Genomic DNA, 15,468 nt, shown 5'->3' with positions numbered 1-15,468 from the left:
TTCAAAACCGCGTTTCCGCTCGGGCTTGGCGCCTGACGGGCTGGCCGAGAGGCCGCTGTCGTTAATAACAGAACACAGAAGAGTCCCGTCAACCCCTTGACCCGGCACGCCAGTCGTTCTGTGATGCGCAGGTGCTATTCAGTCGCCGCATGTTGAGGGGCCTGCCGCGACCTTCGATCCATCGTCTGACCGGACCTTGCGCCACAGCCATATCGGCGGGCGCCTGCGGCGGGGATTAAGGTATGGCCTCCCGGGATCGGCGGGTGTTCGGCAAGGTTTTCCAGCATGACTCTTGCAGGGCTGGCCTTGATACGCCTAGCCCTGGCAGCGATGATCCTGAGACAACGTTCCTTGAGACGACTTTGAAAGGCCCAAAGCCCATGAAACGCGTAACCCTGGCTCTCACCCTTGCTCTCGCCGCCGGCCTCTCCGCCCAAGCCGCCGACGCGCAAACGCTCAAGACGGTCAAGGACCGGGGCATGCTGTCCTGCGGCGTCAGCCAGGGCCTGCCGGGCTTCTCCTCGCCCGACGACAAGGGCAACTGGACCGGCCTCGACGTCGACGTCTGCAAGGCGATCGCCGGGGCGATCTTCAACGATGCGACCAAGGTCAAGTACGTGCCGCTGTCCGCCAAGGATCGCTTCACCGCGCTGCAATCCGGCGAAATCGACGTGCTCTCGCGCAACACCACCTGGACCATCTCGCGTGATACATCGCTCGGCGCCAATTTTACCGGCGTGACCTATTATGACGGGCAGGGCTTCATGGTGAAGAAGTCGCTCAAGGTGAATTCGGCGCTCGAGCTCAACAGCGCCTCGGTCTGCGTGCAGACCGGCACTACCACCGAGCAGAATCTGGCCGACTACTTCAAAGCCAACAACATGAAGTACGAGGTGATCGCGTTCGGCACCAACGACGAAACGGTCAAGGCCTATGAGGCCGGACGCTGCGACGTCTTCACCACCGACCAGTCGGGCCTGTACGCCAATCGCCTGAAGCTTGCCAATCCCAACGACCACATGGTGCTTCCCGAGATCATCTCGAAGGAGCCGCTCGGCCCCATGGTGCGCCACGGCGACGATCAGTGGTTTGACATCGTGAAGTGGACGCTGTTCGCGATGGTCACCGCCGAAGAGCTTGGCGTGAGCTCGAAGAACGTCGACGAGAAAGCGAAGCTGGAAAATCCCGAGTTGAAGCGCGTCCTCGGCACCGACGGCAATTTCGGCGAACAACTCGGCCTGACCAAGGACTGGGTGGTGCGGATCGTGAAGGCGGTCGGCAATTACGGCGAGGTGTTCGATCGCAATGTCGGCGCGGGCTCGCCGCTCGCCATCAATCGCGGTCTCAACAATCTCTGGAACAAGGGCGGTCTTCAGTACGCGCCGCCGATCCGCTGATCATCCTGATCCGCTGGCAGCGGCATGAGCACCGAGGCCCGAAAACCGCCACCCCAGATCGCGCTGAAGATCAGGCGCGTTCTGGGTGGCAAGGCAGGCTGGAACGGCGTTGCCGTCCAGTTTGCCTTCGCGGCGATCCTGGGCTGGATCGGCTATGAGATCGTCTCCAATGCCCGCGCCAATCTCGAAAACCAGCACATCGCCGCCGGTTTCGGCTTCCTCAGGAATAATGCCGGCTTCGACGTCAACCAGACCCTGATCTCCTATACCGGTTCGGACACGTTCCTGCGCGTGTTCGTGGTCGGGCTCCTGAACACGCTCGTGGTCTCGGTGGTGGGCATCGTCTTCGCCACCTTGATCGGCTTCATTGTCGCGCTGTGCCGGCTGTCGCCCAATTGGCTGTTGTCGCGCGTCGGCGAGATCTATGTCGAGATCATCCGCAACCTGCCGCTGCTGTTCCAGATCCTGTTCTGGTACCTCGCGGTGCTCGCTGCCTTGCCCAATCCGCGGCAGAGCATCTCGCTGCTCGGCGTTGCCTTCATCAGCAATCGCGGCCTCGTCATTCCTAGCCCGATCGGCGGGAGCGGCCTGATGCCATTCCTGGCGATGCTGGCGCTCGGTATCGCAGCGTCACTGGTCTTGCGCTTCTATGCGCGGCGCGCGCTGTTTCAGGAAGGGCGGATGATCCGGATCTGGCCCACCGTGCTGGCCCTGCTGTTCGGGCTGCCGCTTGCCACGATGTTGGTGTTCGGTCTGCCCTTCACCTTCGAGCTGCCGCAGCTGAAGGGCTTTAATTTTGCCGGCGGATCGCGGATCATCCCGGAGTTCGTGGCGCTGACGCTGGCGCTGTCGACCTATACCGCCGCCTTCATCGCCGAGATTGTGCGCGCCGGAATCTTGTCCGTCCACAAGGGGCAGATGGAGGCGGGGGCCTCGCTCGGCCTCAGCCGCGGCAACACGCTGCGGCTGATCGTGGTGCCGCAGGCCATGCGCGTCATCGTGCCGCCGCTGACCAACCAGTACCTTAATCTCACCAAGAACTCGTCGCTGGCGGTCGCGATCGGCTATCCCGACCTCGTCTCGGTGTTCGCCGGCACGTCGCTGAGCCAGACCGGGCAGGCGATCGAGATCATCGCGATGACCATGGGCATCTATCTCCTGATCTCGCTGCTCACCAGCGCGATCATGAGCGTCTACGGGTGGCGCGTCAGCCGGAGTCTGGGCGCATGAGCGATATTGCCTCGAGCAGCTTCGTCCGCCGCGACCTGCTCACCGAGCGTCCCGCACCGATGAAGACCACGGGCTTTGTCGGGCTGATGCGCACGCGCCTGTTCAACTCGCCGACCAACATCCTGCTCACGATCGTCGGCGTCCTGCTGCTGTGGTTCACCATCGTTCCCTCGGTCAGGTTCCTGATGGTCGATGCGGTCTGGAGCGGCAAGGACCGCACGGCATGCCTCTCGGAGAACGCCGGCTTTGCGGTCGGCGCCTGCTGGCCCTACATCCAGGCCAAGCTGCCGCAATTGATCTATGGTTTTTATCCCGAGGCCGAGCGCTGGCGGGTCAACCTCGCGTTTGTCCTTGCGGCGGTCCTGCTTGTGCCACTGCTCGTGCCGCGTCTGCCGGCAAAGGGGCTCAACGCCAGTCTGTTCTTCTTCGCATTTCCAGTGGTCGCGTTCTTTCTGCTGCACGGTGGCGGCATCAAGGGCTTTGGCCTCAGTTGGACCGCCGGCCTGCTGGAATTGTTCGACGAGAGCATCATCGGCGCCGGGCAGGCCGTGCTCGGTTTCAGCAAGACGTCCGCCGTCGCGCCGCTGTTGTGGGCGGTCGGGAATTTCATCGTGCTGTTCGGCACGGCGATCTCCTGGCTGATCCTTCCGCTGACCTGGTTGCGCGATCAGATCCAGGGAGCGGGTCAGTCGGTCTGGGCCGATTTTGCCGTCACGACCGCAGTCGTGTCGTTGATCGCCTTCGGCCTCGGCGGCGGCTTGCGCACGGGTTGGCGCGCTCTGGCTTCGAGCATTGCTGCCTTCGTCGCCATCGCCGCGGTGATCAAGCTGATGGGTCTCGATCGCGGTGGACTGCCGGTCGTGACGACGAATTTGTGGGGCGGCCTCCTGGTGACGCTGGTGGTCTCCGTCACCGGCATCGTCACCTCGCTGCCGATCGGCATCGCGCTGGCGCTCGGCCGCCGCTCCACCATTCCGCTGATCCGGATCTTCTCGATCGCCTTCATCGAGTTCTGGCGCGGCGTGCCGCTGATCACGGTGCTGTTCTTCGCCACCTACATGCTGCCCCTGTTCCTGCCCGGCAATTTCACCGTCGACGGTCTCGTCCGCGCGCTGATCGGCATCGCGCTGTTCACGGGCGCCTACCAGGCCGAGAACGTCCGCGGCGGGCTCGCTGCGATCCCGCGCGGGCAGGGCGAGGCGGCCGCGGCCCTGGGGCTGTCCTGGTGGAAGACGACCTCGCTGATCGTGCTGCCGCAGGCGCTGCGTCACGTCATTCCGAACCTCGTCAACAGCTTCATCTCGTTGTTCAAGGACACCTCGCTGGTCTCGATCGTAGCGCTGTTCGACCTGTTGGGCTCGCTCAGGGCCTCGTTCTCGGACCCGAAATGGTCGACGCCTTCGACCGCGTTCACCGGCTTCGCCTTCGCCGGGATCATCTACTTCATCTTCTGCTTTGGAATGTCGCGCTACTCGCTGTTCGTCGAGCACCGCCTCAACGCCCACCGCCGCAACTGATCGAGGTCACCATGTCCGACCCCATCGTCAAGATTTCCGGCCTCAACAAATGGTACGGCGACTTTCACGTGCTGCGCGACATCGACCTTGCGGTCGAGAAGGGCGAGCGCATCGTGATCTGCGGGCCCTCGGGCTCCGGCAAGTCGACCCTGATCCGCTGCATCAACGCGCTGGAGGAATTCCAGGAGGGCGAGATCGTCGTCGACGGCATCGCGCTCGGGCCCAACCTCAAGCACATCGACGCGGTCCGCCGCGAGGTCGGCATGGTGTTCCAGAGCTTCAACCTGTTCCCGCATCTGACCGTGCTGGAGAACTGCACGCTGGCGCCAATCTGGGTGCGCAACATCCCGAAGAAGGACGCCGAGATCAACGCGATGAAGTTCCTGGAGCGGGTCAAGATCCCGCATCAGGCCAACAAGTTTCCGGGGCAGATGTCCGGCGGCCAGCAGCAGCGCGTCGCAATCGCGCGGGCCCTCACGATGAACCCGAAGGTCATGCTGTTCGACGAGCCGACCTCGGCGCTCGACCCCGAGATGGTCAAGGAGGTGCTGGACACCATGGTGGACCTCGCCGAGGAGGGTATGACCATGCTGGTCGTCACCCACGAAATGGGCTTTGCCCGCGAGGTTGCCAACCGCGTGGTCTTCATGGATGCCGGCCAGATCATCGAGGCCAACACGCCGAACGAATTCTTTGCGGCGCCCCAGCACGCCCGCACGAAACTGTTCCTGAGCCAGATTTTGCGCTGAGCACCTGCCATCCGGAGACCGCGCCGGTCTGACCGGGCCGCCAGCCTGGCACCATCCGAATCAGCTGTGCCTCGTTCCGGACCAACTTCCGGAGAGAGATCTTGCAGAGCAGTGTCGGCGCGCGCGCATTCCAGAATGCGCGATTGCAAAAGAAGTTGAGGAAGCAGGCGGACGCTGTCATGTCGCTCGCGGTCGAGGCGCTCCGGCAGGGCAGATTTGCCGAGGCCGAGACGCTCTGCCGCGGCATTGTGGACGAGGTTCCGGATCATTTCCATGCCACGCACCTGCTTGGCCTTCGCGCCTATGAAGGCGGGCGGCTGGAGGAGGCGCAACAGCTGTTCGAGCGCGCGATTGCGCTCGATCCGCGCTCGCCCGATGCCCATGGAAATCTCGGCGCTGTGTATTTCGATGTCCAGAAGTTCCAGGACGCCCGCGCATGCCAGGAGAAGGCCATTGCGCTGAAGCCGAATTGTCCGATCACCCTCACCAATCTCGGCAATACGCTCCTGAACGTCGGCCTCGGCGAACAGGCGATCAGGCTGCACGAACGCGCTATCGGGCTGCGGCCCGACTACGCCGATGCATTTTGCAACCGCGGCATGGCGGAGCTGATGATCGGCCGGTCCGAGCGCGCCAAGGAGAGTTTCGATCGCGCCCTGTCGTTTCAGCCGCGTCATGCTGAAGCGATCGCCGGCAAGGGCATGGTGTGCATCGAGCTCCGGCATTACGAGGAGGCGGAAGCCGCCCTCGCGGCAGGCTTGGCGATCAAGCCGGGTTCACCGAGGATTCTGGCCCAGCGCGGACGACTCAACTTCGATCTGCATCGGCTGGAGCAGGCGGCGGCGGACTTCGATGCGGCGCTGGCGCAATCGCCGCGGCTCGAGCTCGCACTGCGTGGCAAGGCGCAGGTCAACCTTCTCTTGGGAAACACGACGCAGGCGATTGCGGCCGTCAAGACCCTGCTCGAGGACAATCCGCGGTCCGATTATGCAATCGTGCTTCTCGGGGCGTGCTACGCGAACCAGGGGGACGTCGCGACGGCGCTCGAGCACCTCGACGCGGCGCTCGAGATATCACCTGACTATGCGGATGCCATCGCACGCAAGATCTTCATCCTGGATTATCTGCCCGAGGCCGATTTCGCGGTCCAGCAGGCGGCGCGAAAATCCTGGTGGGATGCGATCGGCGCCAGGCTGCCGCAACGGACACTGCCGCCCCGGGCGCTCGATCCGGACAGGCGGATCGTCGTCGGCTATGTCGCGTCGGAATTCAGGAACCACTCGGCCGCGTTCGCGCTGTTGCCGGTGCTGCGCCAACACGATCACACGAGGTTCGAGATCGTCTGCTATTCCTGCTGGCCGCTGCAGGACGAGATTACCGAGAGATTCAAGCCTCTCGCGGACGTCTGGGTCGACGCCGCGCAGCTTTCGGACGACGAGCTGGCCGATCGCATCCAGGCGGACAAGATCGACATCCTGATCGACGTATCCGGGCATACGGCCGGCAACAGGCTGCCTGTCTTTGCCCGCAAGCCGGCCCCGATCCAGGTCACGGGTTTCGGACACGCCACGGGCACCGGCCTTCAGACCATGGATTACGTGCTCGCCGATCCCATCTTCATTCCGCAATCGGCGCGCCATTTGCTGGCCGAAAAAGTCCATGATCTGCCCTGCCTAATCACGATCGATCCCATCCTGGACGTGCCGCCCTCGGAGCTTCCCATGCTCCGGAACGGCCATGTGACCTTCGGCGTGTTCAACCGCATCTACAAGATCTCGGATGATGCGATACGGGTGTGGTCGAAAGTGATGCGTGAGGTGAGGGGGTCGAAGATCATCATCAAGCACGGGCTGCTCGACGATCTCTTGCTGCGCGACGGCCTGATCGCGCGGTTCGTGGCCCAGGGCATTGCCGAAGACAACATCACCTGCCTGGGCTCGACCACGCGCCACGAGCATCTGCTGGCCTTTGCGCAAGTCGACATCTCCCTCGACACCTTCCCGCAAAATGGCGGCATCAGCACCTGGGAATCGCTCTATGCGGGCGTTCCGGTCGTCGCCAAGCTCGGCAATGGCTCTTCGGCACGCGCCGGCGGCTCCATCGTGGCGGCCGTCGGCCTCGACGACTGGGTCGCCGAGGATGACGACGGCTACGCCGCGATCGCGTGCAAATATGCGACGCAGCCCGCTCATCTGGCGAAATTGCGGGCGGAACTGCCGGCTCGGATCGCAGCCTCACCTGCCGGCAACGTCGAACTTTACACGCGTGAGGTCGAAGCGGCCTATCGCCGGTTCTGGCACGATCATTGTGCCGCGGCCTCGGAACGCGGCGAGGTGGCGTAGCCCGACCTTGCGTTGCCCCCCGGGAAATCCCGGAGTCGCTGCTGGTCCGGTGACCGGCCGGCCATGGCTGCGAATCAGTTAGACTCGCCTCAGGGCATCCTCCGGAGAGACACCTTGCAGAACAGCGGCGGCGGCGCGCGCGCATTCCAGAATGCGCGATTGCAGAAAAAATTGATGAAGCAGGCCGATGCCGTCATCGCCGCTGCGGCGAACGCCTATGGCCAGGGCCGGTATGCCGAGACCGAGGCGCTGTGCCGCGAAATCCTGAAAGCCCTTCCGGATCATGTCGACGCCCTGCACCTGCTCGGCATGTGCGCCCACGACGGCCGGCGCTTCGAGGAGGCGCAACAGCTGCTGGAGCGCGTGATTGCGCTCGATCCGCGCCTGCACGATGCCCATAACAACCTCGCGACCGTGCATTTCGACCTCGGCAATTACGAGGACGCGCGGCGCTGCCAGGAGAGGGCGATCGCGCTGAAGCCCAATTTCGCGGTGGCGCTGACCAATCTCGGCAACACGCTGATGCATATGGGGCTGTACGAGCAGGCGCTCGAAATGCACGAGCGCGCCATCAAGGTCAAACCGGATTATGCCGATGCGCTCTGCAATCGCGGCATGGTCGAACTCGTGCTTGGGCAGATCATGCGCGCCAAGGAGAGCTTCGATCGCGCCCTGCTGTTTCAGCCGCGTCACGCCGAGGCCATCGTCGGCAGCGGCATGGTCAGCATGGAGCTGCGGCACCACGAGGAGGCGGCAGCCAAGTTAGCCACGGCGCTTGCGATCAAGCCCGGCGCGCCGAGGATCCTGGCCCAGCGCGGGCGGCTCAGTTACGAGTTGCAGCGCCTCCACGAGGCGCTGGCGGATTTCGATGCGGCGCTTGCGATTTCGCCCAAGCTCGAACTGGCCCTTCGGGGCAAGGCGCAGGTCTGCCTCGTCATGGGAAAGACCGCGCAGGCGATGGCGGCGGCGACGACCTTGATCGAGCGCAACCCGCGCTCCGAGATGGGGTTGGCGCTGATGGGCTTCGCTTATTCGAACCAGGGAGAGATGGACGCTGCGATCGAATATCTCGATCGTGCGCTGGCGCTCCGGCCGGACTATGGAGACGCGATCAGAGGCAAGATCTTCCTGCTGGACTACCTCGCGGATGCCGATTTCGCGGTCCAGCAGGCTGTACGAAAGTCATGGTGGGATGCGATCGGCTCGAAGATTCCGCAAAGAACGCTGCCCAAGCGGCCGCTGGATCCGGACAAGCAGATCGTGGTCGGATATGTCGCGGCCGAATTCCGGCAACACTCGGCGGGGCTCACCTTGCTGCCCGTGTTGCGCCATCATGATCACGCCAAGTTCAAGATCATCTGCTACTACTCCTGGCCGGGAGCGGACGAGTACACCGCCATGTTCAAGCAAATGGCGGACGTCTGGGTCGACGCTTGGCAGATGTCGGACGACGAACTCGCCGATCGCATTCAGGCCGACAATGTCGACATCCTGATCGACGTTTCGGGCCACACGACCGGCAATCGGCTGCAATGCTTCGCACGGAAGCCGGCTCCGATCCAGGCAACCGGCTTCGGGCACGCGACGGGCACGGGCATGCAGACCATGGACTACGTGCTCGCGGATCCCATTTTCATTCCGCCATCGGCTCGACATTTGTTTCCGGAAAAGATCTACGATCTGCCGTGCCTGATCACGATGGAGCCGGTCACCAATCTGCAGCCTTCCGAGCTGCCAATGCTCCGCAACGGCTACGTCACCTTCGGCGTGTTCAACCGCATCTACAAGATCTCGGATGATGCGATCCGTGTGTGGTCGCGCATCATGCGGGAGGTGCCGGGATCGAAGATCATCCTCAAGCATGGTTTGCTCGACGATGCCTTGCTGCGCGATAGCCTGATCGCACGCTTCATCGCGCAGGGCATTGCCGAGGAGGACATCACATGCCTCGGCACCACCTCGCGCGACGATCACCTGATGGCCTTTGACAAGATCGATATTTCGCTCGACACGTTCCCGCAGAATGGCGGCATCAGCACCTGGGAATCCCTCTACAAGGGCGTTCCCGTCGTCGCCAAGCTCGGCATTGGAGCTTCTTCGCGTGCCGGCGCCTCCATCGTGGCCGCCGTCGGTCTCGGCGACTGGGTCGCCGAGGATGACGACGGCTATGTCGAGATCGCCCGCAAATATGCGTCGCAGCCCGAGCATCTGGTGAAGTTGCGCGCGGGTTTGCCGGCTCAGATCGCGGCCTCGCCCGCCGGCAATGTCGAGATCTATACGCGTGAGCTCGAAGCGGGTTACCGTCAGTTCTGGCGCGACTATTGTGCCGCAGGCGCGGAAAGCGGCGACGCTGCGGTAAGCGGGGCGGACGCATCCGGCGGTTCCTGAGCCGGATCCTGCAACACGCCCCGGAACGCCCGGAGGGATTTCGGCTCCGGCCGACCGGCCGGCCCGGAACGCGAATCAGTTAGACTCGCCGCGGGCCATCTTCCGGAGAGACACCTTGCAGAGCAGCGCCGGCGCGCGCGCATTCCAGAATGCGCGGTTGCAGAAGAAATTGAAGAAGCAGGTCGACGCCGTCATCTCCGCCGCGGCGAGCGCCTATGGCCAGGGCAGACATGCGGAGACCGAGGCGCTCTGCCGTCAGATCCTGCAAGCCATTCCGGATCATTTCGACGCGACGCATCTGCTCGGCCTGAGCGCGCAACAGGGCGGGCGCCTGGAGGAGGCGCAACAATTGCTCGAGCGCGCGATCGCGATCGATCCGCGTTCGCACGAGGCCCATAACAATCTCGCGGCTGTGCACTTGGCCCTTCAGAAATTCGAGGCCGCCCGTGCATGTCAGGAGAAGGCGATCGCGCTGAAGCCGAATTTTCTGCCGGCCCTGGTAGGCCTCGGCAATACCTCGCTCCAGATGAACCTGCCCGAACAGGCGATCGAAATGTACGATCGCGCCATCAAGCTGAAGCCCGATTATACCGATGCGCTCTGCAATCGTGGTCTGGCCGAGCTGGCGCTGGGCCGGTTTGCCCCTGCCATGCAAAGCTTCGAGCGCGCGCTGTTGTTTCAGCCGCGCCATGTCGAGGCGCTCGTCGGCAAGGCGGTGGTCGGCCTCGAGCTCAAGCATTACGATGATGCGGAAGCTGCTCTCGCAGCGGCGCTCGCGATCAGGCCCGGTTCGGCGAAGATATTGGCGCAACGCGGGCGGCTCAATTACGAGCTGCAGCGTCTAGAACCGGCGGTTGCCGATTTCGAGGCGGCGCTTGCGATTTCGCCCAAGCTCGAACTGGCTCTCCGAGGCAAGGCACAGGCTTGGCTCGTGATGGGAAAGACAGCGCAGGCGATGGCGGCCGCAGCGGCCTTGATCGAGCGAAATCCGCGCTCGGAGACAGGACTGGCGCTGATGGGCTTTGCTCATTCGAACCACGGGGACATGGACGCCGCGATCGAATATCTCGATCGCGCCCTGGCGATCCGGCCGGACTATGAAGATGCGATCCGGGGAAAGATCTTCTTGCAGGACTTCCGTGCCGAGGCCGATTTCGCGCTCCAGCAGGCGGTGCGACGGGATTGGTGGGACGTGATCGGCTCCAGGATACCGCGGCGGACGCTGCCGAAGCGGCCGCTCGATCCGGACAAGCAGATTGTGGTCGGCTATGTCGCTTCCGAATTCCGACAGCACTCGGCGGGGCTAACTTTGCTGCCGGTGCTGCGCCATCATGATCACACCAACTTCAAGATCATCTGCTATTCGTGCTCGCCGTCACGAGACGAGATGACCGCCAACTTCAAGTCGCTGGCGGACGTCTGGGTCGATGCGTGGCAGCTCTCGGACGACGAGCTCGCCGATCGCATCCAGGCCGACGATGTCGACATTCTGATCGACGTTTCGGGCCACACGACCGGCAACAGGCTGCAGGTCTTCGCGCGGAAGCCGGCTCCGATCCAGGCCACCGGATTCGGACACGCGACGGGCACGGGCATGCAGACCATGGACTATGTGCTCGCGGACCCCGTCTTCATTCCGCAATCGGCACGGCATCTGCTGGCCGAAAAGGTGTTTGACCTGCCGTGCCTCAACACCATCGATCCGATCCTGGATGTGCCGCCGTCGGACCTTCCCATGCTCCGCAACGGCCATGTGACCTTCGGCGTGTTCAACCGTGTCAACAAGATCTCGGACGAGGCGATCCGGGTGTGGTCGAGCGTGATGCACGAGGTGATCGGATCGAAGATCATCGTCAAACATACGCTGCTTGACGATCCCATGATCCGCGACGGCCTGCTTGCGCGACTCGTGAACCAAGGCATCCCCGAACAGAACATCACCTGCCTGGGCTCGTCAGGGCGGGCGGATCATCTGCGGACCTTCGCCCAAGTCGATATTTCGCTCGATCCATTCCCGCAGAATGGCGGCATCAGCACCTGGGAATCCCTCTATGCGGGCGTTCCTGTCGTGGCCAAGCTCGGTCATGGCGCCTCATCGCGCGCCGGCGGCGCCATCGTGGCGGCGGTCGGGCTTAACGACTGGGTCGCCGAGGATGACGACGGCTATGTCGAGATCGCCCGCAAATTTGCCTCGCAGCCCGACTATCTGGCGAAGTTGCGCGCGGGCCTGCCGGCCCGGATTGCAGCTTCGCCCGCCGGCAATGTCGAGATTTACACGCGCAGGGTCGAGGAGGGGTACCGCCGGTTCTGGCGCGACTATTGTGCCGCTGCTGCGGGGTGAGGCAACGCCGTCGCCGGCGAGGCGGGCGCGCCCAGCGGCTCCTGAGCCAGGACAGTCCAGCGCGGGCCCGGGATATCCCGGGTAATTTCCGGTCTCGCCGACCGTCAGGCTAACTGCGCGAATCAGCTAGACTCGCCGAGCACCATCTCCCGGAGAGACATCTTGCAGAGCAGCGCCGGCGCGCGCGCATTCCAGAATGCGCGGTTGCAGAAGAAATTGAAGAAGCAGGCCGACGGTATCATCTCCGCAGCGGCGAGCGCCTATGGCCAGGGTAGATATGCGGAGAGCGAGGCGCTTTGCCGCCAGATCGTGCAAGCCGTTCCGGATCATTTCGACGCTACGCATTTGCTCGGCTTGAGCGTGCAACAAAGCGGGCGGCTGCAGGAGGCGCAGCAGCTGCTGGAGCGCGCAATCGCGATCGAGCCACGCTCGCACGAGGCCCACAACAATCTCGCGGCAGTGCATCTGGCCCTTCAGAAATTTGACGCCGCTCGCGCCTGTCAGGAAAAGGCGATCGCGCTGAAGCCGAACTTTGCGCCGGCCTTGGCCGGCCTTGGCAATACCTTGCTTCAGATGAACCTGCCCGAACAGGCCATCGAGCTGTACGACCGCGCCATCGCCCTGAAGCCCGACAATGCCGATGCGCTCTGCAATCGTGGCCTCGCCGAGCTGGCGCTGGGCCGATTTGACCGCGCCAGGCAGAGTTTCGAGCGCGCTCTGTTGTTTCAGCCGCGTCACGCCGAAGCCCTTATCGGCAAGGGCGTGGTCGGGATCGAGCTCAAGCATTACGACGAGGCGGAAGCCGCGCTCGCAGCGGCGTTCGCGATCAGGCCAGGTTCGGCGAAGCTCCTGGCGCACCGCGGACGGCTCAATCTTGCGCTGTCGCGGCTGGAACAGGCGGCGGCGGATTTTGACGCAGCCCTTGCGCTTTCACCGAAGCTCGAAGTTGCGTTGCGGGGGAAGGCGGAAGTCGCGTTGAGCATGGGTAATACCGCGCAGGCGATCCAGGCCTGCACGGCTTTGCTCGAAGAAAATCCGCGCTCGGCGATCGCATTGGCGCTGCTGAGCTCCTGTTTTGCCAACCAGGGCGAAATCGCAGCCGCAATCGAACATCTCGACGCCGCGCTCGCAATCGCGCCGGACCAGCCGGACCTGCTCGCGCGGAAGATCTATTTTCTGGACTTTCTCTCCGACGCCGATTTCGCGATCCAGCAGGCGGCGCGCAAATCCTGGGGGGATGCGATCGGCGCCAGATTGGCGCAGAAGACGCACGCACCCCGGCAACTCGATCCTGACAGGCGGATCGTGGTCGGGTATGTCGCGGCCGAGTTCTGGTACCACTCGGCGGCGTTCGGTCTTTTGCCGGTGCTGCGCCACCATGATCACGCCAAGTTCGAGATCGTCTGCTATTCGTGCTCGCCGGTACGAGATGAGATGACCGCCAAGTTCAAGTCGCTGGCGGACGTCTGGGTCGACGCCTGGCAGCTTTCGGACGACGAACTGGCCGATCGTATCGAGGCTGACAAGATCGATATCCTGATCGACGTGTCAGGGCATACGACCGGCAACAGGCTCCCGGTCTTCGCCCGCAAGTCCGCCCCGATCCAGGTCACGGGCTTCGGACATGCCACGGGCACCGGCCTTCAGACCATGGACTACGTGCTCGCCGATCCGATCTTCATTCCGGAATCGGTCCGTGGTCTACTGGCTGAAAAGGTCTGCGATCTACCTTGCCTGATCACGATCGATCCCATCCTGGATGTGCCTGCTTCGGAGCTTCCCATGCTCCGCAACGGCCATGTGACCTTTGGCGTTTTCAATCGCATCTCCAAGATCTCGGATGAGGCCATCCGCGTGTGGTCGAAGGTGATGCGCGAGGTGCCCGGATCCAGGATCATCATCAAACATACGCTGCTTGACGATCCCATGCTGCGCGACGGCCTTCTTGCGCGGCTCGTGAACCAGGGCATCCCCGAACAGAACATCACCTGCCTGGGCTCGTCAGCGCGCGAGGAACATCTGCGGGCCTTCGCGCGAGTCGATATTTCGCTCGACACGTTCCCGCAAAATGGCGGCGTGAGCACCTGGGAATCCCTTTATGCGGGCGTTCCTGTCGTGGCCAAGCTCGGTCACGGCGCCTCGTCGCGCGCCGGCGGCGCCATCGTGGCGGCGGTCGGGCTTAACGACTGGGTCGCCGAGGATGACGACGGCTATGTCGAGATCGCCCGCAAATTCGCGTCGCAGCCCGACTATCTGGCGAAGTTGCGCGCGGGCCTGCCGGCCCGGATTGCAGCTTCGCCCGCCGGCAATGTCGAGATTTACACGCGCAGGGTCGAGGAGGGGTACCGCCGGTTCTGGCGCGACTATTGTGCCGCTGCTGCGAAGCGCGGCGAGGTCATATAAGCCGGACGAACCGCGCTGAGCTTTGTGACGCGCGTCCCCGACCCGAGGGTGCGCGTGACGATCACACGAAGGGCGGCTTGATGTTGCTGCGCTTCTCCAGCCATTCCGGCACCGGCAGGTTCTTGGCGCGCATGAAGTCCGCGTTGAACAGCTTCGACTGATAACGGCTGCCGGAATCGCACAGCACGGTGACGATCGTCTTGCCGGGTCCGAGCTGCTTGGCGAGGCGCATTGCGCCCACGATGTTGACACCGGTCGAGCCGCCGAGACACAGGCCCTCGTGCTGCAGCAGTTCGTAGATCACGCCGACGGCTTCGGCATCGGGAATGAGATAGGCATCATCGACCTTCGCGGTCTCCACGATGGCGGTCGCCCGGTTGAGGCCGATGCCCTCGGTGATCGAGCCACCCGGCGTCGCCTTGGGATCGCCGGTCCTGAAGTATTCATACATGCCGGCGCCGTGCGGATCGGCGCATGCGATCCGCACGTTCTTGTTCTGCTCTTTCAAGTAACGGCTGACACCAGCCAGCGTGCCGCCGCTGCCGACCGAGCAGACGAAGCCGTCGACCTTACCGCCGGTCTGCTCCCAGATTTCGGGTCCGGTGGACTCGTAATGCGCCTTGGCATTGTCGAGGTTATTCCACTGGTCGGCGAACAGCACGCCATTGGGTTCGGTCTTGCGCAGCTCGTCGGCGAGGCGGCGGCCGACATGCTGGTAGCTGTTGGGGTTGGCGTAGGGCAGGGCCGGCACCTCGATCAGCTCGGCGCCGCACAGCTTCAGGAAGTCTTTCTTCTCCTGGCTCTGCGTTTCCGGGATCACGATCAGGGTGCGATAGCCGCGCGCGCTGGCGACGACCGCAAGGCCGATGCCGGTATTGCCGGCGGTCGATTCCACCACGAGACCGCCCGGCTTGAGCTCGCCGCGCTTCTCGGCCTCCAGGATCATCCATTTGCCGGCGCGGTCCTTGACCGACTGGCCGGGATTCATGAACTCGGCCTTGCCGAGAATGGTGCAGCCGGTCAGTTCCGAGGCGCGCTTCAGCTTGATCAGCGGGGTGTTGCCGATGGCTTCGACAACGTCGTTTCGAATGGTCATGTCAG

The 15,468-nt window shown here is 63.6% G+C and carries 9 protein-coding genes; 8 read left to right on the top strand and 1 reads right to left on the bottom strand.

What is annotated here, in order from left to right; all coding sequences use genetic code 11:
- The first annotated feature begins 380 nt into the window (after window positions 1-380).
- The 8 genes from GGD67_RS00525 (at window position 381) to GGD67_RS00490 (ending at window position 14,367) form a co-directional block, all read left to right on the top strand.
- Window positions 381-1,397, top strand: coding sequence for an amino acid ABC transporter substrate-binding protein (locus GGD67_RS00525; protein WP_028144715.1), 1,017 nt, complete (start codon window positions 381-383; stop codon window positions 1,395-1,397).
- Window positions 1,398-1,421: 24 nt separating this feature from the next.
- On the top strand, window positions 1,422-2,627 hold the full coding sequence (locus GGD67_RS00520) for an amino acid ABC transporter permease (RefSeq protein ID WP_179730511.1): 1,206 nt from the start codon (window positions 1,422-1,424) through the stop codon (window positions 2,625-2,627).
- Window positions 2,624-4,144 carry an amino acid ABC transporter permease gene (locus tag GGD67_RS00515; RefSeq protein WP_179730510.1) on the top strand — a complete coding sequence of 507 codons (1,521 nt, stop codon included), beginning with the start codon at window positions 2,624-2,626 and terminating at the stop codon, window positions 4,142-4,144. The genes GGD67_RS00520 and GGD67_RS00515 overlap by 4 nt, the downstream gene beginning before the upstream one ends.
- 11 nt (window positions 4,145-4,155) lie before the next feature.
- The gene (locus tag GGD67_RS00510) at window positions 4,156-4,893 is read left to right on the top strand and encodes an amino acid ABC transporter ATP-binding protein (protein WP_018323160.1); all 738 of its coding nucleotides are present in this window, start codon (window positions 4,156-4,158) and stop codon (window positions 4,891-4,893) included.
- Between the two features lie 101 nt (window positions 4,894-4,994).
- A complete protein-coding gene (locus GGD67_RS00505; protein ID WP_179730509.1) occupies window positions 4,995-7,235 on the top strand; it encodes a tetratricopeptide repeat protein in 2,241 nt (746 codons plus the stop codon).
- A gap of 114 nt (window positions 7,236-7,349) precedes the next feature.
- On the top strand, window positions 7,350-9,623 hold the full coding sequence (locus tag GGD67_RS00500; protein ID WP_179730508.1) for a tetratricopeptide repeat protein: 2,274 nt from the start codon (window positions 7,350-7,352) through the stop codon (window positions 9,621-9,623).
- A gap of 115 nt (window positions 9,624-9,738) precedes the next feature.
- On the top strand, window positions 9,739-11,964 hold the full coding sequence (locus GGD67_RS00495; RefSeq protein WP_179730507.1) for a tetratricopeptide repeat protein: 2,226 nt from the start codon (window positions 9,739-9,741) through the stop codon (window positions 11,962-11,964).
- A 162-nt stretch (window positions 11,965-12,126) separates the two neighbouring features.
- Entirely contained in the window at window positions 12,127-14,367 is a 2,241-nt protein-coding gene (locus GGD67_RS00490) for a glycosyltransferase family 41 protein (RefSeq protein ID WP_179730506.1), read from the top strand.
- A 61-nt stretch (window positions 14,368-14,428) separates the two neighbouring features.
- Here GGD67_RS00490 and GGD67_RS00485 read toward each other — a convergent pair whose 3' ends face one another.
- Window positions 14,429-15,463: a cysteine synthase A gene (locus GGD67_RS00485; protein WP_018320401.1), complete on the bottom strand. Its 1,035-nt coding sequence runs from the start codon at window positions 15,461-15,463 to the stop codon at window positions 14,429-14,431.
- Between the last annotated feature and the right edge of the window lie 5 nt (window positions 15,464-15,468).

Source organism: Bradyrhizobium sp. IAR9, assembly GCF_013408065.1.
Lineage (GTDB): Bacteria > Pseudomonadota > Alphaproteobacteria > Rhizobiales > Xanthobacteraceae > Bradyrhizobium.
The sequence above is the reverse complement of the archived record's forward strand: the minus strand, read 5'-3'. Positions and strand labels throughout refer to the sequence as shown.